This window comes from Tenuibacillus multivorans (genome assembly GCF_900103915.1).
Taxonomy (GTDB): domain Bacteria; phylum Bacillota; class Bacilli; order Bacillales; family Alkalibacillaceae; genus Tenuibacillus; species Tenuibacillus multivorans.
This window is the reverse complement of the sequence record NZ_FNIG01000001.1, coordinates 259,056-285,691: the sequence shown is the minus strand read 5'-3', so window position 1 is coordinate 285,691 and position 26,636 is coordinate 259,056. Positions and strand designations below refer to the sequence as shown.

29 protein-coding genes and 1 riboswitch are annotated in these 26,636 nt (G+C 37.9%); of the genes, 13 read left to right on the top strand and 16 right to left on the bottom strand.

Going from position 1 to position 26,636, the window contains the following annotated elements:
- The first annotated feature begins 173 nt into the window (after positions 1-173).
- The 4 genes from BLP77_RS01480 (at position 174) to BLP77_RS01465 (ending at position 3,426) form a co-directional block, all read left to right on the top strand.
- Positions 174-1,070: a helix-turn-helix domain-containing protein gene (locus BLP77_RS01480; RefSeq protein WP_093855330.1), complete on the top strand. Its 897-nt coding sequence runs from the start codon at positions 174-176 to the stop codon at positions 1,068-1,070.
- Positions 1,071-1,299: 229 nt separating this feature from the next.
- Positions 1,300-1,839 (top strand): GbsR/MarR family transcriptional regulator, encoded by a 540-nt coding sequence (locus BLP77_RS01475; RefSeq protein WP_093855329.1) that lies wholly within the window; start codon positions 1,300-1,302, stop codon positions 1,837-1,839.
- A gap of 15 nt (positions 1,840-1,854) precedes the next feature.
- Positions 1,855-2,532: a cysteine hydrolase family protein gene (locus BLP77_RS01470; RefSeq protein ID WP_093855328.1), complete on the top strand. Its 678-nt coding sequence runs from the start codon at positions 1,855-1,857 to the stop codon at positions 2,530-2,532.
- 3 nt (positions 2,533-2,535) lie between these two features.
- Positions 2,536-3,426 (top strand): glycine betaine ABC transporter substrate-binding protein, encoded by an 891-nt coding sequence (locus BLP77_RS01465; protein ID WP_093855327.1) that lies wholly within the window; start codon positions 2,536-2,538, stop codon positions 3,424-3,426.
- 422 nt (positions 3,427-3,848) lie between these two features.
- Here BLP77_RS01465 and BLP77_RS01460 read toward each other — a convergent pair whose 3' ends face one another.
- The 10 genes from BLP77_RS01460 to BLP77_RS01415 all read right to left on the bottom strand — a co-directional run bounded on the left by BLP77_RS01460 (position 3,849) and on the right by BLP77_RS01415 (position 14,578).
- Positions 3,849-4,814, bottom strand: coding sequence for an ABC transporter permease (locus BLP77_RS01460; protein WP_093855326.1), 966 nt, complete (start codon positions 4,812-4,814; stop codon positions 3,849-3,851).
- Positions 4,807-5,727 (bottom strand): ABC transporter ATP-binding protein, encoded by a 921-nt coding sequence (locus BLP77_RS01455; protein ID WP_093855325.1) that lies wholly within the window; start codon positions 5,725-5,727, stop codon positions 4,807-4,809. The genes BLP77_RS01460 and BLP77_RS01455 overlap by 8 nt, the downstream gene beginning before the upstream one ends.
- Positions 5,728-5,832: 105 nt before the next feature.
- Positions 5,833-7,215 (bottom strand): SLC13 family permease, encoded by a 1,383-nt coding sequence (locus BLP77_RS01450; protein WP_176752919.1) that lies wholly within the window; start codon positions 7,213-7,215, stop codon positions 5,833-5,835.
- Between the two features lie 2 nt (positions 7,216-7,217).
- Complete coding sequence (locus BLP77_RS01445; RefSeq protein WP_093855323.1) at positions 7,218-8,708, bottom strand: tripartite tricarboxylate transporter permease; 1,491 nt, start codon at positions 8,706-8,708, stop codon at positions 7,218-7,220.
- 15 nt (positions 8,709-8,723) lie between these two features.
- Complete coding sequence (locus BLP77_RS01440; protein ID WP_093855322.1) at positions 8,724-9,182, bottom strand: tripartite tricarboxylate transporter TctB family protein; 459 nt, start codon at positions 9,180-9,182, stop codon at positions 8,724-8,726.
- 66 nt (positions 9,183-9,248) lie between these two features.
- A complete protein-coding gene (locus BLP77_RS01435) occupies positions 9,249-10,319 on the bottom strand; it encodes a tripartite tricarboxylate transporter substrate binding protein (RefSeq protein ID WP_093855321.1) in 1,071 nt (356 codons plus the stop codon).
- Positions 10,320-10,642: 323 nt separating this feature from the next.
- On the bottom strand, positions 10,643-11,314 hold the full coding sequence (locus tag BLP77_RS01430; protein ID WP_093855320.1) for a response regulator: 672 nt from the start codon (positions 11,312-11,314) through the stop codon (positions 10,643-10,645).
- 1 nt (position 11,315) lies between these two features.
- The gene (locus BLP77_RS01425) at positions 11,316-12,905 is read right to left on the bottom strand and encodes an ATP-binding protein (RefSeq protein ID WP_093855319.1); all 1,590 of its coding nucleotides are present in this window, start codon (positions 12,903-12,905) and stop codon (positions 11,316-11,318) included.
- Positions 12,906-13,095: 190 nt separating this feature from the next.
- A complete protein-coding gene (locus tag BLP77_RS01420) occupies positions 13,096-13,830 on the bottom strand; it encodes an aspartate/glutamate racemase family protein (protein ID WP_093855318.1) in 735 nt (244 codons plus the stop codon).
- Positions 13,814-14,578, bottom strand: a complete 765-nt coding sequence (locus BLP77_RS01415; RefSeq protein ID WP_218118843.1) for a maleate cis-trans isomerase family protein — start codon at positions 14,576-14,578, stop codon at positions 13,814-13,816. Before BLP77_RS01415 ends, BLP77_RS01420 begins: the two co-directional genes overlap by 17 nt.
- A gap of 181 nt (positions 14,579-14,759) precedes the next feature.
- On the opposite strand from BLP77_RS01415, the gene BLP77_RS01410 reads away from it, so the two are divergent.
- The 8 genes from BLP77_RS01410 to BLP77_RS01385 all read left to right on the top strand — a co-directional run bounded on the left by BLP77_RS01410 (position 14,760) and on the right by BLP77_RS01385 (position 20,805).
- The gene (locus tag BLP77_RS01410; RefSeq protein ID WP_093855316.1) at positions 14,760-15,089 is read left to right on the top strand and encodes an ArsR/SmtB family transcription factor; all 330 of its coding nucleotides are present in this window, start codon (positions 14,760-14,762) and stop codon (positions 15,087-15,089) included.
- A 61-nt stretch (positions 15,090-15,150) separates the two neighbouring features.
- Entirely contained in the window at positions 15,151-15,288 is a 138-nt protein-coding gene (locus BLP77_RS15735; RefSeq protein ID WP_176752918.1) for a hypothetical protein, read from the top strand.
- An 11-nt stretch (positions 15,289-15,299) separates the two neighbouring features.
- Positions 15,300-15,506 carry a DUF3810 domain-containing protein gene (locus tag BLP77_RS15730; RefSeq protein WP_147034616.1) on the top strand — a complete coding sequence of 69 codons (207 nt, stop codon included), beginning with the start codon at positions 15,300-15,302 and terminating at the stop codon, positions 15,504-15,506.
- 155 nt (positions 15,507-15,661) lie between these two features.
- Positions 15,662-17,320, top strand: a complete 1,659-nt coding sequence (locus BLP77_RS01405; protein WP_143001382.1) for an FAD-dependent oxidoreductase — start codon at positions 15,662-15,664, stop codon at positions 17,318-17,320.
- Between the two features lies 1 nt (position 17,321).
- Positions 17,322-17,618, top strand: coding sequence for a 2Fe-2S iron-sulfur cluster-binding protein (locus BLP77_RS01400; RefSeq protein WP_093855314.1), 297 nt, complete (start codon positions 17,322-17,324; stop codon positions 17,616-17,618).
- Positions 17,619-17,638: 20 nt separating this feature from the next.
- Positions 17,639-18,802 (top strand): beta-aspartyl-peptidase, encoded by a 1,164-nt coding sequence (gene iadA, locus BLP77_RS01395; RefSeq protein ID WP_093855313.1) that lies wholly within the window; start codon positions 17,639-17,641, stop codon positions 18,800-18,802.
- Between the two features lie 89 nt (positions 18,803-18,891).
- Positions 18,892-19,074, top strand: a riboswitch (cobalamin riboswitch).
- Between the two features lie 161 nt (positions 19,075-19,235).
- Entirely contained in the window at positions 19,236-19,721 is a 486-nt protein-coding gene (locus BLP77_RS01390; RefSeq protein WP_093855312.1) for an acyl-CoA thioesterase, read from the top strand.
- A gap of 148 nt (positions 19,722-19,869) precedes the next feature.
- Positions 19,870-20,805 carry an NADP-dependent oxidoreductase gene (locus tag BLP77_RS01385; protein ID WP_093855311.1) on the top strand — a complete coding sequence of 312 codons (936 nt, stop codon included), beginning with the start codon at positions 19,870-19,872 and terminating at the stop codon, positions 20,803-20,805.
- 174 nt (positions 20,806-20,979) lie between these two features.
- Here BLP77_RS01385 and BLP77_RS01380 read toward each other — a convergent pair whose 3' ends face one another.
- The 6 genes from BLP77_RS01380 to BLP77_RS16095 all read right to left on the bottom strand — a co-directional run bounded on the left by BLP77_RS01380 (position 20,980) and on the right by BLP77_RS16095 (position 25,895).
- Positions 20,980-21,915 (bottom strand): prenyltransferase/squalene oxidase repeat-containing protein, encoded by a 936-nt coding sequence (locus BLP77_RS01380; RefSeq protein ID WP_093855310.1) that lies wholly within the window; start codon positions 21,913-21,915, stop codon positions 20,980-20,982.
- A gap of 46 nt (positions 21,916-21,961) precedes the next feature.
- The gene (locus BLP77_RS01375; RefSeq protein ID WP_093855309.1) at positions 21,962-22,579 is read right to left on the bottom strand and encodes an NUDIX hydrolase; all 618 of its coding nucleotides are present in this window, start codon (positions 22,577-22,579) and stop codon (positions 21,962-21,964) included.
- A complete protein-coding gene (locus BLP77_RS01370; protein WP_093855308.1) occupies positions 22,569-22,961 on the bottom strand; it encodes a hypothetical protein in 393 nt (130 codons plus the stop codon). Before BLP77_RS01370 ends, BLP77_RS01375 begins: the two co-directional genes overlap by 11 nt.
- 17 nt (positions 22,962-22,978) lie before the next feature.
- On the bottom strand, positions 22,979-24,235 hold the full coding sequence (locus tag BLP77_RS01365) for an aminoglycoside phosphotransferase family protein (protein ID WP_176752917.1): 1,257 nt from the start codon (positions 24,233-24,235) through the stop codon (positions 22,979-22,981).
- Between the two features lie 129 nt (positions 24,236-24,364).
- Positions 24,365-25,339 (bottom strand): HD domain-containing protein, encoded by a 975-nt coding sequence (locus BLP77_RS01360; protein WP_093855306.1) that lies wholly within the window; start codon positions 25,337-25,339, stop codon positions 24,365-24,367.
- 430 nt (positions 25,340-25,769) lie between these two features.
- The gene (locus BLP77_RS16095) at positions 25,770-25,895 is read right to left on the bottom strand and encodes a hypothetical protein (protein WP_261753369.1); all 126 of its coding nucleotides are present in this window, start codon (positions 25,893-25,895) and stop codon (positions 25,770-25,772) included.
- 201 nt (positions 25,896-26,096) lie between these two features.
- Between BLP77_RS16095 and BLP77_RS01355 the strand changes: the two genes are divergently transcribed.
- Complete coding sequence (locus tag BLP77_RS01355) at positions 26,097-26,609, top strand: V-type ATP synthase subunit I domain-containing protein (protein ID WP_093855305.1); 513 nt, start codon at positions 26,097-26,099, stop codon at positions 26,607-26,609.
- Positions 26,610-26,636: the final 27 nt, after the last annotated feature.

Sequence of the window (26,636 nt, the reverse complement as noted above, 5' to 3'; positions counted from 1 at the left end):
TCACCTCCTTGTCCCAAATGACTTATACTAAAATAGTAACAGAAATTCAAATTAAGGATATTTACGATGACAGCCAATTACAAGCAATTAGATCTACTTTTTCTTCGATTTTCTTCAAATTCCTCAAAAAATATAAACATTGGAATATTTGTATCTTTAGGAGGTAATTCATATTGAATACTAGAGAAGAGATAGGAAAAAGAATTTATGAATTAAGAAGATATTTCAAAATAACCCAAAATGAATTATGTGAAGGCATATGTACACAAGCTTATATTAGTAAAATTGAAAACGGTTCGCTAGCTATTGCAGCAGATATTCTATTTCAAATAGCCGAAAGACTTGGGGTAGACATTAATTATTTCTATGACTCTTCTTATAATAGCAGAATAGATTATTCATTAGAAGTAGAATTATTAGCACGTGAATTAGTTGAACGAGATGATTATGACGCTCTAAATCAATTAATAATACGTGAAGAAAAAACGCCATTAATGGAAAATAAAAAATTTAAACAGTTTATACTTTGGCATAAATCACTTTGTAAAAGATTTCTAGGTAGAGATTTCCCAACTGCATTAAAATTATTGGATGAGGCATTAGCTTTATTCAATACCAGTAGCAAGGTGCGATCAGAAAGAGAAATACAAATATTAATTAATAAAGCGAACGTTTACGTCGATATAGAAGAGTATAATCAAGCAATTAAATATTATAAAGAAGCCGATTCGTATATAAAAAAATTACCCTATCTATATGATAAAAGTTTAATTATAATGGTGCATTATAACCTAGCCAGAACAAACTTGTTAAATGAAGACTACGAAAGAGCTATAAAATATGCTGAAGATGGAATATTACAATGTAAAAAACAACAATCGTTTTATGGGTTTGGACAACTCTATTTTGTAATGGGTATTGCAAATAAAAAGAGTGGTCGACTTATTGAAGCTTTAGAAATGTTTAATAGGGCAAAACCAATATTTGAGATTATAGACAATAGTACTTTATATACTAATACAGTTAAAGCGATTGAAGATGTTGAAAACGAATTAGTAGAGACTACGTAAAAGCCTCGCACTAACCATAATAAATTGATTATCCCCAGTAAAGAATCTCACTGGGGATAATTTTTGTTTATTTCACAACCCCACCATATAAACTTAGACCTCTATTCATCTGTGTAAAACCACTAATCCCAAACAATAAATTGTTCCCATTTGACATATAATTTAAATAGTATAAAATGTATAATATAAATTAAACAAACAAAAATAATTATATAAAGGGGGTAATGATTTGTCGGAATCAGACCACAAAGAGAAACTGCAAGAGTCACAGGATGTGATTGTTAGTGCAATCGCGCAATCCATGGTGATCTACGGTGTTACTCCATCAGTGGGTCGAATCTATGGGGTTCTCTACTTTTCGGATGAACCCTTAACGCTAGATGATATTAAGGATCAAGTTGCTATGAGTAAGGCGAGTGTCAGTAATGGCATACGTGAACTCATGGAGACCGAGATGGTCACGAAGGTCTGGAAAAAAGGGGAAAGAAAAGATCATTTTATCGCTGAAAAAGATTTCTTAAAGAATTTCCTTAACTTTTTTGTGAAAATGATCCGACTTGAGCGTAGCCTCATCACAAAAGCCATTGACCAAACGGAACCCGTTATTCAAGAAATAGCGAATGATCCTGACAGTGATGAAGCAGGTCGGACTGCCAATCGGGATTTAGAATTAATCTCGGGCGCAAAGGATTACCTAGATTGGATTATGCGGTTAGCTAACACACTTGAGTCTAGAGAGATTTTTAATCTCCTTCCAAAGGATAAATAAAAAGGGGATCTTAACATGCAAAAGAGTCAGACAGCTTTAGTGTTAATTGATTTACAAAAAGAATCTAATTTTGGTCTCAATAACATGAATTCAGTTATTCAAAACTCAAAACAACTAATCGAAACTTGTAAAGCGTCTAATATACCCGTTATTTATACACGGCAAATTAACAGAGCAGATGGTATTGGACTATCAATAGGAGAACCTTTAAATAACGATGGGACTCCCTATTTCTACAATACAAATACGGATCAAGTCGAGATATTTAATGATATTAAACCCGATTCTAGTGACATTATAATTGATAAATATCGCTGGAGTGCCTTTCATGAAACAAGTTTAGATTTAATTCTAAGAAATTTAGGCGTCACAGATCTTATGATTGGTGGTGTTGTAACAGATGGTTGTTTAATGACATCCGTGTTTGATGCGTACTTTAGAGATTACAACATTCACCTTATACACGATATATGTGATGCTTCTAACGAAGGTGCACATATGTCCGCGATGGTCAACATGGCTAATTGGGTTTATAACTTAAAAGTCTACAATACCGCTAACATGGTGAAAAAGATAAAGGGAGATCAACATGATTATTGGAAAGCCGACCAAGTGGATTCTCTACAATTTACACCAGAAACATTAAGAGAAAAATATAAAAAGATTGTACAACAAGGGAAGGAAGTTTTATAACGTATGAAGAAGTTTTTAACAACATTTATGTTCGTGACCGTTTTAGTTCTAGCAGCTTGCGGTTCACAAAATGAAGACTCAGAAAATGGAGAATTAGAAAACGAAACAAAAGAAAAAGAGACGATTGTTTTCGGTCAAACAACATGGACAAGTACTAAAGCTCCAACACAAATTGCTAAACAAATTTTAGAAGAAGCTGGTTACGAAGTTGAAATCAAATTATTAGACCAACCTATTATTTGGGAAGGTTTAAAAACTGAGGAAATCGATATCTTCATGGATGCTTGGTTACCGTACACCGAAGAAGCTTTATGGGAAAAATATAAAGGTGACCTACAAAAGGTAGCAACAAGCTATGAAGAAGTTCCATTAGGTTGGGTCGTACCTGAATATGTTGATGCTGAAACGATTGACGACTTAGCAGGTCAGGCTGATAAGTTTGATGGCGAAGTCTTAACGATCGGTGAAGGGGCTGGAATTGTTAGTATATCAAAAGAAGTCATGCAAGATGAAAATTACAACTTAGATGGATATGAGCTTGTCCCTTCTAGTGAAGCAGCTATGATGGGTGTCATGGAAAATAAATTCAAAAACGAAGAGCCGTTTATTATTACAGGTTGGCGCCCGCACTCCATGTTTGCGAAGTATGATTTAAAATTCTTAGAAGACACACAAGAACACTTCAAATATGATAATGTTTATGTACTCTCTTATAAGGGTCTAGAGGATAAGCACCCAGAAGTATATGATATTTTATCTGAGTGGAGTATTGAAGTATCTGATTTAGAAGAAATGATGAATGCGTATCAAGAAAATGATAAATCATTCGAAGATTCTGCAGCTGAATGGATTGAAGAAAACCGTGACACTGTGGATGAATGGTTAGGAAAATAGTATAACCTTATATAAACGTTCTTTAAAATAAATCACACAAAGAAACTCCCAGTTGAGCGGACAGGCTATAACTGGGAGTTATACTATATTTGAATGAGATCTCTGAGTTCTTCTTTATTCACAATTAAATCCTCTAACGTATATTGATTCAATCATTTGTTTGCTATAGCCATCCAACAGAGCAAGATGTATATAATAAAGAAGGTTATATCGACCTGCCTTGGTTAAATGAAATCCTTGATAACCAAGATTGTGAATTCTATTTCTGTGGGACAGAGGGCTTTATGAGAAACCTTAAACAAGCACTGATTGCTTGGAAGGTACCCGAGCAACAAATACACTATGAATTCTTTGGACCAAGTATAGAGCTTTAATCACTCAAAAATATATGGATCCCTTACACCAATAAGGGATCCATGTTTCTATTGACCGGCCACATCGCGTTTGTTGAAAAACACCCACGATAAGGATATAAATACGATAAAGTAAACAATCAAGATGGTAATCGAAAAGCCGAGAGTCATACCTTCCATTAAAACATTGCCGGTTTCATACTGTTTTAAATCTGTATTAGCAAATAGGATATATTTTGCCCAATCATAGTCTCGGAAAATGCCAACAACCATACTACCACCCATCATAAGGAAAATACCTAAACCTATCGCAAGCGAACTGTTTCTAAAGATGGTCGAGATCATAAATGCAAACGTCGTCATCATCACTAAATTGATAATGTTATAGCCATATGCTGATAGGGTTTCTCCAATAAGTGGGACATAAGTAAATCCTTCTGTTTTCTCTAATACAATGTGTGGATTAATGCCTTCAAATCCAAAGAAAATGCCACCTATTAATAACGAGCTCAACATCACAAACACTAATGAAAACAAGGCAAAAACTAGCACAGCACTAAACTTGCTTAATAGAATCATCGTCCGTGAAATCGGCCTTATTAATAAGAGTTTAATCGTCCCCCATTTAAACTCACTAGCTACGACACTTGCTCCAATGATGATCGTAAACAAGCTGACAAACGATAATAGACCAGCATTTTCTTGGACATATTGCCATGCACCGTAGTTCAGTGGTCTAATATCATGTTCAAGATAATAATTATTCTTCGCAATCTCACCTGAGTTATATTCAACAGTAAATTCTGGTCCACTATTTTCAGCCATTTCAGTATTTTGATTTAGAAGCTTTTCATTCTCTTGCGTTAGCTCTTCTCGCCAATTATCGGAGTATTCAGTTGTGATATCATCGAACGTAGTTGTTAATATAGCTCCACCAAGCACAATTAATGCCAATAAAATATACATAACCCAAGTCGATTGACGCACATATATTTTATACAATTCGTTGTATATTAGCTTTAGAAATTTACTCAATGACGTTCCCTCCCGTCACTTCTAAGAATTGATCCTCTAACGTTGTTTTCGTTTCTGTTACACAATAAACGGAAATGTTATGTTCAACTAATGCTTTGACGATGCCCGGGATCTCTTGTCGACTTAAATTAACCATGATTTGATCTCCATCACGCTCGAAGCTCAAGTCCTTATCCTTCAAAATATTAGCTGCTTGTTCAGCCTGTCCTACTTCAAAAACAACTTTATTTTTCGCCTCTGTTTGATCCGCTTCATCGTTTACATACCGTTCTGTGATTAATTCACCATTTTGAATAATTCCAATACGATCACACATTAGTTCAATTTCTGATAAAAGGTGACTTGAAATAATGACAGCGACATTTTCTTGAATAGCTAATTGACGTATGTATTCACGAATCTCACGAATACCAGCTGGATCAAGCCCATTTGTCGGCTCGTCCAAAATAAGGACTGCCGGGTTATGTAAAATGGCTTGCGCTATACCAAGTCGTTGCCTCATTCCAAGTGAATATTTACCCACCTTGTCATCGATCACTTTCTCTAATCCAACTAATGAAACAACTTCTTTAATACGTTTTTTCGAAATACCCTGATACATACGAGCGAAGTGTAGTAGGTTTTGCCATCCTGTCATAAACGGATATAATTCCGGATTTTCAACAATCGCTCCAATATTCTTTGCAGCTTCCTTATAATTGGATTGAATACTTTCTCCGAGAATTCGGACATCCCCACTACCAATCTTCATCAATCCGACAATCATTCGAATAGTTGTCGTTTTGCCGGCACCATTAGGACCAATAAAACCATAAACTTCACCCTGATTGACTTGAAGATTTAGTCCTTTAATAATTTCTTTCTTGCCGATACTTTTCTTAACTTCTTTTAATTCCAATGCAACTTGGTTCATACATACTCCCCCCTTAAATTTCATTCTATATGTTTTACGAATGTTAGTAAAAAATGGTTTCAAAAAGAAAAACTCCTTAAGCCATTTAGACTTAGGGAGTTCAGTTTACCAATATAGAAATACAGCTAGAACGGCAACAATAGAAACAATTAAACTCGATATAAATCCAATCACGAACTGCTCTTTTCTTGATATAATACCTTCTTGACTAGCATAAAAAGTCGACGGTGAATGAATTGGAATGATTAACGTACCGCCAATCACCATGATGACAAGCAAGGATAAGGCAATCGGTGAAATATTAACGAGTTCCGCATATGAAATGAAGATTGGAAACACGACGGCAATAGCTGAAGAAGAGTTTGTGAACATAAATCGCATCATCCAAATAAAACAGACTAGACTTATCACAATAAGTACTCTTTGATCATGACCTGGTAAAAACTCAACTAATGCTTCAGCGATGACTTGTGCTGTCCCATTATCTGCCATCAACATCCCTAATGAGAATGATGTCCCTAATAGTAGAAAACTTTCCCAATCAAAACTACGAATTAATTGATTATTAACCAACCCGACTTGAGGTAATGCATAAAACACGACCAACAACATAGGCGGTAAAATAATCGGAAAAACGCTAGGGTCCGTTAGTATCCAAGTTAAAATCATGACACCAAATGCTATAACTGCCAGCCAATACTGATGATGTTTCGCCTCTATGTCCGCTTCAACATCTTTTCCTTCGCTATGCTGTACATTTGCAACAGGTTCAACGGTCCGCCATTTTAAATAAACCCAGACCACGGCGGCTGATAATAGCATTGCTAGCCATAAAGGCGGTGCCATAAGGGTGAACCATTCTATCCATCTTAATTGTCCAACGCCGTATTCAACCATCAGCTGATAAGCAATCACTGAAAAGCCGCCACCAGTAAAAATGATGAGGGTTGCTTTTTGATTAAAAAAGCTGATGACATATAGACCGAACTTTTTAAATAAACTCTGATGGCTGTATCCATACAAATCATTTATTTTAGAAATTAAGGGGTACAGAATTTTATATCTTGCCATCGCTGACGGTAGAATAATCGGCATTAACAACAATAATAATGGCAATCCCACTATGAGCCGTTTAATTCGTCCTCGACTCACACGCTGAAACCACTCAGCTACGGTTCGGTCAAACCCGATTTTGACTAAAACTTGACTGATCAATGATAATAATAAAATAAAGTATAAAGCTTCCGTTAGAAAACCTCTAAATGCCATCTCCGAGCTTTCGACTATCCCCAAACCAATCATGAGTGCGAGAACTAAAAAACTAGCAGGCCCAGCTGGTATAGGGGAAGCAGTCCATAGATAAATCGCTACGATTAATACGAGTAGCGTCATCTGTTGTTGCGCAGAAAATAATTCAAGCCAATTTGACTGGCCTATCCAAAAGATTAAGCCAGTCATTAAGCCCAAAACTATTAGTGTCTTGTTCATTTTTATGCTTTTTTCTTCGCCCATATATTTTTTAATATTGGGAAGGACAGTGAAAGCGCGGATAAGATGATTAATACAAGTGAAATATTGCTTTCAAAGAAAATGGAAATATTACCATCGGAAATCGTCATCGACTGTCTAAAGGACTGTTCCATCATACCACCTAGGATAAAGGCTAGAATAAACGGTGGTGCTGGAAAAGCAAACATTCGCATTAAGAACCCTAGTACACCAAAGGCTAATAGTAAATACAAGTCAAAGACACTAAAACTAATAGCATAAACCCCTATTAAACTAAACATGATCACTAATGAGATTAATAGTGGGCGTGGGATAGTTAAGATTCTAGCAATATACGGGATTAACGGTAGATTTAAAATTAATAAAAAGATATTTCCGATATACATACTGGCAATGATACCCCAGAACACCTCTGGTTCATCACCCATTAACATTGGTCCAGGCTGTAAACCTAACACGAGAAAGGCGCCTAGCATGACCGCAGTTGTACCGGATCCAGGAATACCTAGACTTAGTAACGGCACAAACGCACCACTCGTCGCCGCATTATTTGATGTCTCTGGAGCTGCAAGCCCTTTGACATACCCTTTACCAAATTTATCAGGATTTTTCGAGATTCTTTTTTCGGTAATATAACTAATAAATGATGCAATCGTGGCACCCGCACCTGGCAAAATACCTAGTATGAAACCGAGAATCGAGTGTCTCCCAATAGGTCCGCTCATTTCCTTAGCATCTTCTTTAGATAGCTTAAGGCTTCCGATATCCTTTCCTGAACCTCCTAAAGATTTATGACGGTTCATAACGAGATAACATACCTCAGCAATCGCAAATAACCCTAAGGCAATAACTAAAAAGTCGATTCCATCAAGTAAGTTGGTACTACCAAACGTAAATCGAGCTGTACCTGTCTGTGGGTCAATCCCAATTGTTGCAACCATAAAACCAACCACAGCAGAAATTAGTGCTTTAATGGTTGAGCCTTCTGATAGACTTGCAATCGCTGTTAAACCGAGTAACATCAATGCAAAGTAAGCAGGTGGTCCAAACGAAATAGCGACATTGGCTAGCATTGGCGCAAATATCATTAATAAGACAACACTGACTGTTCCCCCGGCAAATGAGGATAGTGCCGCTATGGCTAAGGCTTTACCCGCTTTGCCTTGTTGCGCCATTGGATATCCATCAAACGAGGATGCAACCGTACCTGAAATACCTGGCGCGTTAAGCAAAATAGAAGAGGTTGAACCCCCAAATACAGCACCGTAATAGACACCCGCCATCATGACAAGTGCTAGTGTCGGCTCCATTCCATAGGTGATCGGAATCATAATCGCAATAGCGCTAATCGGACCTAGCCCAGGTAACATACCAATGAACGTACCAACAAATACACCTAATAGAACGAATAGAACACCTTCTATACTAAAGGCCACTTGAAAACCTGTTAAAATTCCTTCAATCGATCCCATGCTTCCCCTCCTCTCTTAAAACGGTAAAATTCCTTGTGGTAGTCTAATTTGAAGCATGTAGACAAAAATGCTATACAACGCGACTGGAAAAGCAATCGATACAATCGCATTAACAATGTGATTTTTATAACCTAAAAACCATGAACAAAAGTAAACAAATAAGGCCGTCATAATGATAAAACCGACCGTTTGGAAAAACGTAATATAAATAAATGCCAGCAAAAATACACCCAGTAACGCCAGTGTATCTTTTTTCGGTATACGACGCTTCGCTTTTTGTTCTTCTGTATCTTGATCCTTAGCAAAAAATAATGCGATTGATAGTACTAATAATAACCATCCTAATGTTTTCGGAATCGCATCAGCATCGACCGGTATATATGGGTAAGTCGGTAGTTGATAACTCATATATAGATAGCCAGCTGTTAGGATGGCTAAAATTAAACCAATTTTTCGATTCACACCTTGCAGCATCCGTATTCACTCCTTCCATAAAACATTCAGAAGTCAACGGAAAGCCCGTTGACTTCTGAAGTGAACTTATTCTGCTGTCAAACCAAGTTCATCAAGTAAGCCTTTTAACGCTTCTTTTTCTTGATCTAAGAACTCTTGATATTCTTCGCTGCCCATGAACATTTCGTTCCAACCATAGTTAGAGCGAACATCAGCGAAGGCGCCAGAGTCGCTTAACTCTTTAAATTTTGCTTCATAATATTCAACTGCAGCTGGGTCCATATCTTTTGGACCGAAGAAACCTCTCCAGTTAATAAATGATTCGTCAATTCCCTGCTCCATAGCAGTTGGGAATGTTGATAATGTTTCGCCTTCTAAGCGTTCTTCAGATGTTACAGCTAGTACTCTAATCTCACCTGCTCTAGCTTGTTCTACGACTTCTGCAACACCTGTTGAGAAGACATCTGCACTACCATTTAGAAGCTGTGTAATACCACCTGCATCTGGTGCAGATACATATTTGATTTTTGTAATGTCCACACCTGCTGCCTTAGCAAAACGTACGAACTGAATGTGGTCCATACTACCAGGAGAAGAAGTACCAACAACTGTTACACTTTGTGGATCTTCCTTCATATCTTCAAATAATTCATTTAAGTTATCCCACTCCGCATCATCACGAACAGCAAACGCACCATAGTCTGCAATAACGTTCGCAATCGGTGTGAAGTCCTCATGACCGTATTCTGATTGACCATTTAATGGTACTAATAGAATCGGAGAAGATGAAACGAATAGGTTGTGATTACTTCCTGCTTGTTCTGCCATATAAGCCCAACCTACTGCACCACCGGCACCTTCTTTGTTAACAACACCCATATCTTGCTCAATGATTCCTTCTTCATTTAACACCTGTGCTGACATACGAGCTGTGGTATCCCAGCCACCACCAGCACCCGCTGGCGCAACAATTTCAATTGACTCACTAGGTGCCCATTCTCCATCACCTTCGCTTGAGCTTTCATCACCGGAGCTTTCCTCAGATGATGTGTCATCTTCCCCAGCGTTGTCACCTTCTGATGACGTATCATCGCCACCACAAGCAGCTAGGAACAATAACATTAAGATAAACATCGATAATGCTAATAGCTTCTTCATTGATAAATCCCCCTAATTTAAATAAGTTTTAACAATTTCGCCTTAAAATTGTCATAAATGAGTGACTATTCATCACTATAATTCATAAAATTTTAAATGTAATCGTTTTCAAAATAATCAGCATTAAGAAACTTAAAATAATTTTGTTCATTTTGTTCACAAAAAGGGGTAAGTGTCCTAGTTTGACTTCTAAGTGTACGAGTTGCCCCAGTAAGTGGCCAAGATTGGCCTCTGAGTGTACGAGTTTACTTTCTAATTGTCCAAGTTGACCCTCTAAGTGGCCAAGTTCATATAAAAAAAGCTAGTTCCTATTGATAAGGATCCTAGCTTTTGTAATATTTACGTTCCGGTCTTCCGACAATGCCGTATTCTAATTCAGCTAAACATTCACCTTCAGAAATGAGGTGCTCTAAATATCTGCGAGCGGTTGTTCGGGAGGCCCCCATTTGTTGCCCCATTTGATCTGCTGTAATTCCCGATGATGCCTCTTGCAAAATGCCTTTTACTTTTTTTAACGTCAAAGGGTCAATCCCTTTAGGCGTATCCTCTATTTGTTCCGATGGTAAGCTGCGTCCAAAATATGTATCTAATAAAGCTTGATCGACTTCTTCTTTTTCACTCATTTTTTCATGAAACTGCTTATACTTGTTAACCGTATCTTTAAAACGATCAATTGTTACAGGTTTAATAATATAATCAAAAACGCCTCTTTTTAACGCTTCTTGTACAATTTGTTTATCCGTCCCAGCACTAATCATGATAATCCCGATATCCGGCTTGATCGCCTTAATCTCTTCGATAATCTCAGTACCTAGGCGATCAGGCATATAAATATCGAGTAACATTAAATCAACTTCAATCTTCTTAAGCTGGTCTAACGTATCCTCTGCGTTTAGTGCCTTAAATACAACTTCACACCCTCCAACTTGTTCGAGAAAGCCTTCATGGATGGAAGCCACACGATAATCGTCTTCAGTTATGGCAACTTTTAACATTCTATTCACCTTCATTCATCCGTTTTGGTAAATATACCGTAAAAACAGTCCCTTTACCTACTTCACTTTGTACTTCGATGGTGCCACTTAATTCATTTACGACTTCATCAACTATTGATAAGCCATATCCTCGGTCATCTTCATCCTTCGTTGAGAAACCTTTTTCAAAAATGTGACGCTGTAATTCTTTTGGAATGCCTGTTCCCTGATCGCTAACCTCTAAGATAATGTCATTCCCTAAGTCTGTTGCAAAAAACGTCACTTCATTATTGTCAGATTCACTAGCCGCTTCAATCGCATTATCCAATAAATTCCCTAAAATCGTAATCATTTTTGATGTGTTGATATGCTTCGGTAATGGCGATAATGAACTATTCTCGTCAATATTCAATTCAACCTTTTTCTCTGAAGCCTTCCCAATCTTTCCTAATAAGATGGCTTGTATGGTTTGATCTTCAATATGTGAAAATAGCGTTTTAGTTTGATAATTATGCTGATTCGACTCCTCTTGAATCAACCTAATAGCCTCATCATAATGACCCAGTTGCAATAAACCTGAGATGACATACAGCTTATTCGTATATTCATGCGTTTGCGCTCGTAAATCCTCTGAGTAACTTTTCACTTCGGATAGTGTATTCAACATCTCTTGAATCTCAGTCTTATCCCTAAAACTCGCGACAACCCCTGCAACTTCACCATTCTCATAAATTGGCGTACGGTTTACAATCACGACTCGGTCTTTTAGTATAATTTCATCATCTACATTCGGTTCGCCATTTTCTAAAACCTGCTTCATATTCGTATTAGGCAACACTTCATCAATGGGCTTAAACTTGGCATCTTCTGTTAACCCAAGCATTTCGCGTGCAGAGTGATTCAAAATGGTAATTTTCCCGTCCTGATCTATCGCAATAATCCCTTCTTTTATGGAGCGTAATACCGCTTTACGTTCGCGGTAAAAGGAAACAATCTCATGTGGCTCTAACCCTAATATATCTCGTCGTATACTCCGGGTTAAAAACACACCACCGACAATCCCGAGTCCAAGCACGACTAACGCGGTTATAAATATGACGATTAACCGGTCATAAACCATGCCCCGTATATCATCTAGCATGAACCCAACAGAAACTATTCCGATAATTTCGCCTTGATCATTAATAATCGGCGCCTTACCTCTTAAAGAGGGACCTAGTGACCCAACCGCTTCCGACTTATAATACTGTCCATGTACAAGGGCTTGGTCATTATCCCCACCGACCATCGTTCTTCCGATTTTAAACTCTTGAGGATGGGAGTAACGAATACTATCCTGATTGCCCACAACGATAAATTCCGCTCCGACCCTTTCTCTAATACTTTCGGCAATCGGCTGAATGACTTCAGAAGGTTCCTCTAATTCAAAAGCATCGATCACTTCAGGCATGAGGGAGATTGACGTTGCGACATCAAGGGCACGTTGGCCGATTGAATCCTTCGTCTGATTCCATTCAACATAAGAATAAATCCCCGTGATCATTAAAGTGACAAACAACAAAATTGAAATAAATAAAGATAATATTTTAGTTCGGAGTGAAAATTTCTGCATGTTAGACCTCTGTTCCTTTGTTATGATAATTCTATTGTCCATCATAACATGCCATATGTACAACTAAGTATTAAAAAATCCCCAATTAACAACGTCTAATCGGGGACATTATCATAGCGTATTATTCTGACTGTGTTAATTAACTTTTTAAGGGTAAAATAAAAACTCCAGCCGTAACTGGAGCTTTGGTTTACATAAATCCGTGATAACGCTTTTGAACCACGGTGCTATGCACATAATTAATCATCGTAATATAATCAAATACCGGTAATCGTGTCGCTTCTTGAACAGCTGCTGAATATGGTGGAAGGCTACTACACTCTAGTAGAAACACCTTGACATCTGGATGTTCTTGAACCAGTTCTGAAGCAGCAGAAACTACTTCACCTTCAATCACTTCTGGGTCTAGAACACCGATTTCATCATGGGCAGCTTTGACAAAGTTTTCACGATCCTCTAAACCTCTCACACGAAGTCGGGATAGATCTATATCAATCCCTAACATATCGATTAAATCTTCATTAAAATGATTAGAATGACTGCAAATAATACCGATTTTTTCATCTTTACCGATCATGGACGACATAAATGGTAGCTGGAGTAAACTGGACATAAATACCGGAACGTTTAACTCTTGAGCAATTTCTCTTTGAAACATCCCCATATAGCCACAATCTCCGGTTATAGCCCGGACACCTTCTTTTACTAAATTATGTCCAGCATCAAGCATTGAATCTATTACGGCAGGATCTTTTGACAATAGTCTATTAAATGTAAGTCCTTCTACTCTTTGATAACGGACTGGGAAAGAATAAGTGGTCGCATTACCCACATCACCTGGAATGAATGGGGTAAACGTATCTAACATCATAATTCCAATCGACTCACCATAACTGACTTGGCCTTTATTAGCTCTGATGATCACCCGTTTGTCCTCCTTCTAATGGGGCCTCTTGTCTAAACAATTGACCAAGTCCTTTTTGCGGTTTGAATTGGCCCGTGAGCCTCAATGCCTCCCAAAAACTTACTTGATTAGCCGTTAAGACAGGCTTTTTAATTACCGCTTCAATATCATCAATCCATTCAGCAGAATGCAATGCTGTATCTGGGATAAATAATGCATCTGCCTCTGGCAAATCATTTTCTTTTGCTAGATTCAAAACTTCCTCTTTTTCTAGTGTTCCAACTTCTGCAGCTGTAATAATTCCTTGGCTTGAATACTGCAAGACTTCAATTCCATAGTTTTCTAGAAATTTTTTAAACAAAAGCGCAATATCTTCAGGGTATGTCGCGGCAATCGCTACACGTTTTACCCCGATTGTTTTAGCCGCACGTACAAAAGCCATCGCTGTCGTAGAAGCTGGTACATTTAAAGCTTCTTCAAGCGCCGCAATTTGCTCTTTGACACCGTCGACCCCAAGCGTAAAACTCGCACTTGTTGATGTCCATAAAACGGACTGAATGCCTGTACCTTTAAGGTGTTTCGTCCCTTCTAAAATTCGCGGAATACTTCCCATTTCAGTTAACGCCTCTACTGTATGGGCATCTTGATTAAATTCTGTATGAATTAACTTCACATCAACTGAAGGTTCAACCATTTCTCCCAAACGCGGATAATCATCCTCCGCAGCAAAACCTGGGTATAAGAAACCTACTTTTGTTTGTTGACTCAATGACATCACTCCTATCGTCTAATAAGCTTTTTTCATTCTAGGGGATAGCTAATTGAGTGTCAATCATCAATCGATAGACCAATTTTCTTTAAACTATGATGGTATTAGATTGTTTTATAGTGGTTATTAGCAAAATTTACGCAATTTGACTGAATAAATATTAACCTTTATAATTCGATATATGTCGAAATATAAAAATGATTATTCAAAACAATTTAGTGAAATGTTTAAAGCTTTATCTAATGAGCATCGTCTTGAAATATTCTTATATCTAGCCAAGAATTGTTTCCCGGGAGAACTTAGCACAGATAAAGAAATGCGTGCTAGTGTCGGTAAATTAGGAGAAGGGTTAGGTATTGCTCCATCAACCATTTCTCATCATTTAAAAGAATTACGTCAATCAGGTCTGATTCGGATGGAACGAAAGGGAAAAACGATTGAATGCTGGATCGAACCTGATACTTTAGAAGATCTTATTCAATTTTTTCAACAAGCTAAGGGAGGTAAGTAAATTTTTTTAACCCATTATTTCGAATGTTTTAGAATTATAAAACTGATAAGGGGGATACACCATGATCAGCACAATTTTTAGCGGTTTATTATTAGGATTCGTTGCTTCTCCAACCTGTCCTAGTAATGGTGAAGAAATAAAACAAGGCACTAGATATCAACCTTTAATCCATTTACAGTGGTTTGGTGGATCGGGTTAATCACACCTGTTATGGCTGCAAACCAGAACCCAGTTCCATTTTCAATCGCTGTACTAATCGGTTCATTAATATGGTTCGTCATACTGGCTATCCTATTGCATATCGGAAGAAAATTACTAAATAAAATAACACTTCAATGGTTAATAGCTGCTAGTGGGATAGTCGTACTAGGATATAGCTTTTATTTCTTCTGGCAATTTTTTATTGAAATATTTTAATAAAATTCACTGTGGAATAGTGATTCTGTTCCACAGATTTTCTTGCTTAATTTTCTTAATTAATCTTTTAACCAGCAGAATGTCAATGTATAATACAATGCAGACATCATTAAAGAAAAATAATTAGACATTACAGAATAGAAAGTGTGTTGCAATTGAAAACGATTGATACAGATGTACTTGTCATCGGTTCCGGCGCAGCAGGTCTTTCAGCTGCAGCCTACGCCGCACAACAACAAAAAAACGTATTAGTTTTAGATAAAGGAGCTGTCGGACGAAGTGGCTCCTCTGTTGGCGCTGTTCAAATCGCCGGCTTAGGAGACTGGTCGCACGAAGACGATGGGATCGACAGCTATTTAAACGATATTAATGAAAGTGGACGCGGGTTAAGTGATCCAGAGTTAACCCAAACCCTTGCCGAAGAGATAGATGTTAGCCTAAATCATTTAATCGAATGGGGACTCAAACTAGACAAGAATGAGAACAAGGAAGTTGCCGTTTCTCACACATCTGGCCACTCTCTTCCACGTTCTATTAGTGCCAAAAAAGGTAAAACCGGACTTGGCATACTTCACGCGCTTCGCCGAAAAGCGACTAAAGACGAAAACATTCACACATGGAGCGACGTTATCACGCTTGAACTCGTGAAATCCTCTGAACGGGTTGTCGGCGCCATTGTATTCGATCTAACAGATAATCATCTCTATTTTATTCAAAGTAAAGCGACTATTTTAGCAACTGGTGGAGCTGGGCAACTCTATCCTACGACGAGTAACCCCGTACAATCAACCAGTGACGGATTTTCACTCGGATTAGGCGCCGGCGCAACGTTAGTCGATATGGAGCAAGTCCAATTTTACCCCGTTAGTATGGTCGCACCACATTCTATTGCAGGCTTTTGCATTAGCTTCTATCACTATTCCAAGCTATACAATAACCTTGGTGAGCGTTTTATGGAAAAATACGCCCCTAATACATTAGAAGACGCGACAAGGGATAAACTCTCGATTGCGATCGCAACCGAGATTGCAGAAGGACGCGGAACGGAAAACGGCGGACTTTTACTCGATGCACAGGAGGAAATCGAACAAGTTAAAAAAGAATTCCCACACGAGCATAAACTCTGTAGAGACCGTGGTGTAGATTTAAATACGGGTCGTGCTGAAATTGGACCTGCAGCCCACTTTATGATGGGTGGCGTCAAAATAAATAAAGAGGCGGAATCTGAGGTGCCAGGTTTGTTCGTCGCAGGTGAGACGTCAGGTGGATTACACGGTGGAAACCGTTTAGGAAATAATGCCTTATCCGAATGTATTGTCTTCGGGGCACGTGCCGGGCTAAACGGTGCTAAATTGGCGGAAGAAGCTGATGTACCGCAAGTCGACCCATCTGTATTAGAAAAAACTGAGGCACAATTTAAACAAATCCTTTCATCAGCTGAAGGTGAATATCGACCATATGAATTAAAGGAACGCATTCAATCTATTCTAGGTGTACATGCTGGTGTGCTTCGTAATAACGATGGCCTTCTAAAGGCACAGAACAAGCTTGAAGAAGTCCAAAAACAATTCAACCAAGTTAAAATAACAAATACAGCCTACTATTCAAGAGAGGTTTTAGACTATATTGAAGCTGGTCACATGATTCGTACAGCCCAGGCGATTGTCGGATCAGCTGCGGCTAGAAAAGAAAGTCGCGGAGCACATTATAATACGGACTATCCCGAGCAAGAATCGAGCCTACAGCATACACTTGTCAATTTCTCAGATAATCAAATCAACATCCGCACGGCACCGGTTAAAGGAGGTCTATAAGATGAAACTGCATGTGAAAATTCAACGTACCGATGACCAAACAGACCAATTTGAGGTGGATTATGGACCTGATATGACAGTTTTAAATGTTTTAGAAGAAATCTATCGTCATCATGATTCAAGCATCGCCTATCGTTACTCCTGCCGTACTGGGCTTTGTACGACCTGCATGATGTTGATTAATGGCAAGCCCGACCTAAGCTGCCAGAAGACGGCAGAACCCGGGGAAGACGGTTATTTAACTTTATCACCATTACCAAAAGGGAAAACGATTAAAGATCTCGTGAAGGAGTATTAAGTTGTTGAGGAGGAACGCCTATGATTACACTCATCAAAAACGCCGAAACCTATGCACCAGAATATTTAGGTGCGAAGGACTTATTAATCGCCGACCAAAAGATTGCTAAAATATCAGAACATATTGATATGCCCGAATGGGTTCCCACCATTGACGCAAATGGAAAAATCGTGACACCTGGATTCATCGACGGTCACGTCCACATTACAGGTGGAGGCGGTGAAGGAAGCTTTCACACCCGTACACCTGAGTTAAATCTAACCGATGCGACCACAAGCGGTGTGACAACCGTCGTTGGTGTCATTGGAACGGACGGAACCACTCGGACGATGACCAACCTGGTCGCTAAAGCGAAGGCTTTACGCGAAGAAGGGATCACGTGCTATGCCTTAACAGGAAATTACCACGTCCCTGTCCGCACGCTTACGGGAAAATTAGAAGACGATATTATGCTAATTGATGTCATTATTGGTGCGGGTGAAATCGCGATAGCTGACCACCGATCATCACAGCCAACTGCTGAAGAGCTGGCTAAAATCGGATCACAAGCCCGAATTGGCGGGATGCTTTCTGGTAAAAAGGGAATCGTTAATGTTCACGTCGGGCACGGTTCTGATCGCTTGCAACTCATTGAACAAGTCACTGAAGAAACCAATATCCCGGTGGAGCAATTCCACCCAACCCATATTAATCGAAACGAGGACCTTTTCCAAGATGGCTTGAAGTATGCTAAAAAAGGTGGTTTTATTGATTTTACGACCAGCACGATACCGAACCGATCAACCGACCAAACGCTTAAAAGTAGCCAAGCCCTAAAACGTATGCTCGTTGAAGGCGTTCCACTTGAACAAATGACCTTTACATCCGATGCACAAGGCAGCCTCCCACAATTTAACGATAAGGGTGAGCTCGTGGGACTAAAAGTCGGAAAAATAAAATCACTTCACGAAGCCTTTGTTGAATCGGTTAAGGATGAGGGCATTGAATTATCTCAAGCCCTACAAGTGATTACGAAAAATCCAGCGACAATTTTAGGATTGAAACAAAAAGGCTTCCTTAGAGAAGGCCAGGATGCCGATCTTGTATTACTAGATGATTCGCTTGAAATTGATACCGTTATGGCTTTAGGACAAGTCATGGTTCAGGATAAACAAGCTGTTGTTAAAGGAACATTTGAAGATTAAATACTAGTAGATGAGCTTGCTAAAAGCGTGAAAGTCATTTACTATTTTAACTAGAAATATGGCGTTATATAAAAAGTAAATATCATTTTTAAGTTGCCAAAAGTTAAGATGCCATTAGGCGTAAAAGGGAATCTGGTGAAAATCCAGAACTGCCCCCGCAACTGTAAATGCTGACGAAATGAGATCATCCACTATATAGAAACGTTATATGGGAAGGACTCAAAGTAGGTAGAAGCAAAAGTCAGGAGACCTATCTTAGCTTTCGATGTTTCAACTCCTTCGGGGATTGAGGAGATGAATCGGTAGCGTAAAGGGGGGTAATTCCTCTTGGCTTTATTAATGCTGTCGTTTCATCCGCTCAATTCATTTGGGCGGATTTTTCTATGCACTAAAAATTTTCGCTAGATTATTTACAAGTAAAGGGGATCAGAAAATGAAAAACGGATTGAAATTACCATGCAAACATTCAAAAACCATTCAAACGCGATTAGTCTTACCACCAGATACAAACCACTTAGATACGATTTTTGGCGGAAAAGTACTTGCCTATATTGATGAAATTGCGGCACTTGCAGCGATGAAGCACTCTAATAGTGCCGTTGTGACTGCATCTATTGATTCTGTAGACTTCCGATCATCAGCTAAAGTAGGCGATTCACTAACGATAGAGGGCTTTGTCACATACACTGGAAAAACCTCGATGGAAGTGTATGTAAAGGTCACAGCTCATAATTTGATCACAGATAGAAGAGCATTGACAACGGAATCCTTTTTAACAATGGTAGCTGTAAACGAAGAGGGAAAACCAAAACCCGTTCCGGAAGTATATCCAGAAACAGAGGAAGAATCAAAAATTTTTAAAACAGCAAGCGTCAGAAGAGAGAATCGAATGAAACGTTCATCAGTAAAGGATTCGTAATTCTAGAACAGTCTCAGTTTACTAATATTGTTACCGAATCTGAGCAAATGTTTTTATTAGAAAACACTCCGCCTAGTACAATCGCATTTGAATAGACCTTTCAAATGGATATCATACTAAAACCTATAATAAAAAAGAAGGTGACAATATGAAAGCAATAGTGATTGACCAATACGGCGGAGAAGAAGTGTTAAAAGAAAGAGAGGTTAAAAAACCAACACCTAATGATGGACAAGTCATCGTCAAAGTCCATGCAACATCGATCAATCCAATCGATTGGAAGCTGCGAGAAGGATACTTAAAAGAGCGAGTTCCATTCGATTTCCCAATCATTTTAGGTTGGGATGTTGCAGGTGTAGTCGATGAAGTCGCTGACAATGTAACTGATTATCAAGTCGGCGACCGCGTGTTTGCTCGTCCAGAGACCACAAACCATGGAACATATGCGGAATATACAGCCGTTGACGCCCATTTACTTGCTAGAATTCCAGAAAACATTAGCTTTGATGAAGCAGCAGCTGTTCCACTTACAGCTTTAACAGCTTGGCAATGCCTGTTCGATTTTGGTGATGTTAAGGAAGGCGATAGAGTCTTGATTCACGCTGGATCAGGAGGTGTTGGTTCATTTGCCATTCAGCTTGCTAAAAACATCGGAGCTTATGTCGCAACAACCGCAAGTGGCAAAAATGTAGAGTTCCTAAAATCGCTTGGAGCAGATGAAGTAATTGACTATACTCAACAAAATTTTGAAGAAGAACTAAACGACTACGATTTTGTCCTCGATTCTCTTGGTGGTGAGATTCAAGAAAAAAGCTACGATGTTCTAAAAGACGGTGGTCGACTAACCTCCATTGCCGCGCCACCTAATGAAGAAAAAGCCAAGGAGAAGAACGTTAAAGCCGGTTTCATTTGGCTAGAACCTAAAGGCGAACAATTAGCCAAAATAGCCAAACTACTAGAAGAAGGAAAAGTTAAAGTGACAATTGGACACCGCTTTCCGTTAACAGAAGAAGGTATTAAGGAAGCTCACGCTTTAAGTGAGACCCATCATGCTAAAGGAAAAATTGTAATAGAGGTTGAATAATATAGTATTAAACAGAACGAACATCAAAAAGAAACTACTTACTGTGAAGAGGTGGAATGTTCCAGCATTCCACCTTACTTATTCACTTTGTATTTTTTTGATTAATAATTTCACCCTGCATAAAACGGAAAATAAATAATTTAAAAAAACCTCTTTTAAAATTATTTTTCCTTTCTAAAGCCATCCAAATGTCTTTAAAGCCTTATACCGATCAACCGTTAATATCCCCTGCCAATATCTTCGGGCAATTGAATACTCCTCAGGATACATTCCCCAATCCCAAGAAATATCCCAAATGCCTTCATCCGTTATTCGCTCTAAATAAAAATTGATATTCTGTTCAACTAACGCTTCCATTCTCTCATATAGGGCATCATCAGGGCCGCTGATAAAATCTAATGGTAGAGGCAAATAATCCGTCGCCCATTTAGATGGATCTTTCTCGACACATATCTCTGCTAGTGACATTACTTTTTCTGTGACATCCTCATAAGTGTATGCAAGTTTAGCATTAAACGTCTCTTCATAAGGCTCAACAATTCTAACTAGTTGCTGAAAATTATTAATCTCATGATGATCCATTTCATCTGAAGCCATTAAATGATCAACAGCTTTTTCGATGGAAGCCCAGCCAATTTGCGATGCCTCACTCTCCACTTCAGACCAATGCACAAGAAAAGCAGCAAGTTCAGCACTCGGATTAAACATCCAGTTTTTCTGAACATCCTCATCCCAGCCCCACCAAGGTGCATGCGGATGGTCATTATTTTCTGGGATAGCTGAATCCCACATACCTGAGTCTTCATGATAGGTTTTCGTTAAATAATCAACCATCGATTGAACGATTTTATCATTTTTATCCGCTTCAATATCCATCAATATTTGTCCAGCTGCCCATGTAGACATCGGTGAAGATTGTGGTGTCCAAAAATCAGGCTCAATCCCATGTCCAAAACCACCATCATCATTCTGAAATGCCGATAAATATTTGATGACTTGCTCCTTGGTACCATTTTCAAAAAAATATTCCCACCGCGCAACATCCAACGACCTCGCATTACGTTTAACCCATGCACTAGATTTTTGGAAGGTTTGGTTTGAAATTTTCATTTTTATTCCCCTCTCTATTTCAGTATCCTATATAACTTTTCTTCACCTAATCAAATATTGTTTCATGAATCTCCCTTTTACTTGCCTCAAAGCAATACTTAATTTGCTCCTTTGTATTTCGCCTTGTAGATAATGGGGGTAGTTCATCAAAGTCATAAAAGCCTGATTCTACCGTTTCGATGTTTTTCTCAAACGCACCACTTACAAGCTCACATTCTACAAAAATTTTATATACACTATAGGGCAAAGGCTTGGCTTGGTGCTTATTGTAATCAAAAATTGTTACAACACGCTTTGGTTTGACCTCTAAACCCGCTTCTTCTTTAGCTTCCTTCATAATAGCCTCAGATAAAGATGTATCAATGTCTGCCCAGCCCCCGGGTAATGACCATAACCCATCCTTTTGCTCTTTAACTAGCAAAATTTTACCTTCCTTAAATATTGCTCCTCTAACATCAATCTTAGGTGTTTGATAACCTGTTTCGTTAGCAAATAAATCTCTCACTTTTTCATGCTCCAGCTCAGTATAATGATGTAATATATCAACACTAATGTTACGAATCTCCTCAAATCGCTCAATATCAAATCTATCCTTAGAATATGTTAAGCCCGATTGAGCGATAGACTGTAACTTTTTTGCATATTCAAGCCACTTATTTTTCATTGGATAACCCCCAAAAATCATCTAGTATCTCTAATAGCTCCTCATTATTCTCATAATAAAAGTCATCTATTTGTGAAGTGTTAAAAGAAAATACAACTTCTTCACCCTCATATAAACTTACGCTATATAAGTATCCCACTTCACCTTCCTGGTCCTCGTCTGGAGTAAACGAGATGTCACTTATTTCAGATAGGAAGGCTTTAATTTTGTTCGGTTTATCAAGAGACTTTAATTCCCCATTCCCATGTTTAATATCAATGTTTGTAACGTCTGATAAATTATTGGGGTAAATTTCTTCAAAGGTTTTGGATTCTAGTTTTTCTGTAGGTTGACAAGCAACAATTAATATTAGAAAGAATAGTAACATGTAAATTTTCTTCAAATGTAAGACACTCCTCATCAAATAATCCACTGACGAACGTACTCATCAACAATTTGTTGCTTATCCCAATTATCTTTGAAAGTAGTAAAAATATAAGTCTGATAGACAGTTAAATAATAAGCTGGCGAAATTGTTTTTAAAAGCTTATATTCATCATATAGCCTGTCCTTCGAGTCAAATTCACACCAATACTCTAAATATTCATCTAGTAATCTCTTAGCCGCTTCCTTAGAAAAAAGATGTTCAACTTCTTCTAACAACACCATCACGCTTAGAAAAGGATGTGACAATGTACTATCAGACCAATCATAGATAACCGGTCCATCTTGATGGATGATTATATTTCCCCCAAAGAAATCACCATGTTCTAATGCTAAAGGGATATTAGAATGCTGTAATTGGTCACACTTTCGAAAGATATTAGGGACACTCTCTAGTAAAACATTATATGTATGAGTTGAAATTTCTTTATGTTGGTATAGTTTATATAAAGCGGTCTCTAGGTGATGTTGTATCGTTGAGGTTACTGGCCGTGTTGGACAGTACATTGATGATGGGTTTGTGATATGTAAAGTCGACTTCTTTTGTATGTCTACTAATCTGATTAAAGCTTGCTCCCATTGGTGCAAATCGTTTGTTTTTCCAAGCAAGGGACCTTGCAGCTCCTGCATTAGGTACCAATTGTTTTGCGGATGAACTGCGATGACTTCTGGTACATACGAAGCGTGATGTTGGTCTAAAAATTGATTTATACTAGGCTCATGTGAAAAAATTATCGGAACAGCTTTAAAATAATAGTTTCTATTTTTCGCTATAACTTTAAATAAGGCAGAACGTTCCCAACTCCTGATTTGCTCAATCTCCACTGTTTGATCTTGTAAAACGTTTTTTATCCATTGTTCCATTTCCTCCCGCCAACCTGGTTTGAACCATGGAACTACAGGCTCTTCTGAGTTCGATAACCATTCTGATAATAAAGATTGATCAAGATCATTTAAATATCTTAGTGCCTCTGTAGAATCAACCCATGTAGCGTTAGTCACGGAACATGATTCGACTACTTCAACCTCATAACTTCGAACATTTTTCTCCTGTTTTAAACATCTCAAAACATTTGTTTTTATATTGTAGTTTTTATTTAGGTAATCATTAATATGGTTTATGACTGCTACATGACTAACTTCTGGTGAATAGGTGGGTAGCGATACGGAATCTAGTAAAATTTCATTCGTGTTATTCATAACAATTAGTTTGTAAGTCCAGTTAGTTGTCAAAGAAATTCCTCCATAACAATATAACTTCCACATTGACCTTCTTATTACCTTGTTCTCTAAACTGAATAAACTACCTTGCTTCTGGCACAAATAAGGCATCAGCAACTGCTTACAACGATTTAGTTTATGCTAACGGGACATCTTAACATAAGTCCCCTTCACCGCTTTTTCGTATGCCTTTCGATTCATCTTTCTAATAGATTCAGAAACTTCTGAAGCGCGTATAAGTTGATGGTTCAAGTTGACTAACGGATCAATTACTCTGACTTTATTCTTTCGGTGCAAATCATAATCGGACTCATTTTCTTCGATTTCAACATGGTCATGCAACTCATTAAGGTTTTTCATGATGTCAGAATCACCACTTCTTACTAACTTTTGAATAACATCTTCATCTTCCTCAAATAAATCATCCAGGATTAAAATATCTCTTTCCAACGCATGTTTGATCGCTCCCGCTAACCGATCATAACCAAAAATATTAAGAGGGTCCATAAAAAAATCAATAACTTCTTTATGATACGTCTCTACAAACCATTCTGCATGGGTCAGATTATTCAAACATATTTTACCGTCTACGATAGCTAGTGAATCTAAAAATCTGTCAACATCTTCTTTAGAAATTTTCTCGTAATGGTACATGTCTCTTAAAGTATAATCGACTCGATCTGCACATAGGTCAGGTGATGGCTGCTCCAAGATTGACCACTGACTGTCATCTAGGACTATATTTTTATAATCAAAACCGTACTTATGAAGTATGTCAGGTATCTCTGATTTTAATAAAACCTTCTCAAATATCTTTTCATGATAATCTTCTTCCTGATTCTCTAAGGCAAAGTCAATTACGTGAGAAAAAGCGGTATGTGATATGTCATGTAGTAATCCCGCAATTTGCTCCTCAATACAACCGCCTAGTTTTCGGATTAATAGCATCACGCCAATTGAATGCTCATAGCGTGTTACATTCCAATTTTCGTTAACGAGATAGCTAGCGCCACCTTGATGTATACCTTTTAAACGTTGAACAGGTTTGGACTTAATTAAATCTGTTAAAACAGGTTCTATGGTATATGTTCCAAATATAGAGTCATTGATTTGCATGATTTTCCACCTCAATGAGACTTATTGTAAAGAATTTACTGGCTCAAATCGTAGCTATTCTGTAATTTCAATTTTTAGGGTTTTCCTGATTTTTAAAAATCATATAGGGGAGTGAGAAGCACTTTCCCTTGCCTAGCCAGTCATTTAATATAATCCTGGTTTAATTCCAACCCTTTAGATACTTCACGTGTACTCATGATGTGATCAAAAGGATTATGCTTCATGATGTGATCTCTCACTTATAATTTCTGATTGCTAATACTAAGGCGGTTAATCCAATCACAAGTGCAAGTAACGATACAAAAAACGCTGCACTTTCCATTATTAACACCTCATTCTTGTTTTTTTTGAATAATGAGGGTATGATATAGGTAAGATGATAGTAGGGAGGGGCTTAAAAAGCCCCGACCCTTAGTTGTAGGTTGAACTCTCACTTTTTGCGGAAGTGAGGGTTCTTTGTCTTTTTGCTCCTGAAGATTAACAAAGCTACGATAAAATTAACGATCGCGACAGCTAAATTAATCAACGAAGTAAACGCTGATGTAATCTCTACCATCTTTTTCACCCCCTTTCGTAAGGGAGTAGAAGGTATATCATACCCTTTTACTATATTTTACCATTAGAATCACGGACTTCAATGTTAAAAATAATATTCTTGGTTTATATCAACTTCCATAGACACATTATTATTCAATTTCTTTTTTAATCTACCACTAATTTAAGTTAATTGATATAATTTATATTGGAGGTGAAATCAATGGACGAAATCAATTTAAAGAAAATGTTATCTTCACTATTTGATGAAAAATTACAGCCAATCAATGAGCGATTAGAGAAGCTTGAAAGTGGTCAAAGAATGCTTGAAAACAGTATTAAATCTCTTGATAACCGTCAGAGTATGCTTGAAGGCCGCATTAATTCCCTAGATAATCGCCAAAAATCATTTGAAAATATCATTAGTTCACTCGAGAATAGTGTTAGCTCACTTGAGCATAACGTTAGTTCGCTCGAAAATAATGTTAGCTCACTTGAGCATAATGTTAGTTCGCTCGAAAATAGTGTTAGCTCACTTGAGCATAATGTTAGTTCGCTCGAAAATAGTGTTAGCTCACTTGAGCATAATCAGAAGATCATTATTCAAAAATTGGATAACGTATCGAGACAAGTGGCTACTAATACTGAAAAACTAAATAATTTTGAAAGTGTTGTGATCATGGTTAAAGAACATGATACTGACATTAAATTTTTAAGAAATTATGTAACTAAGTAAAATGTAACCTTCCCCGGTACCTTTTTT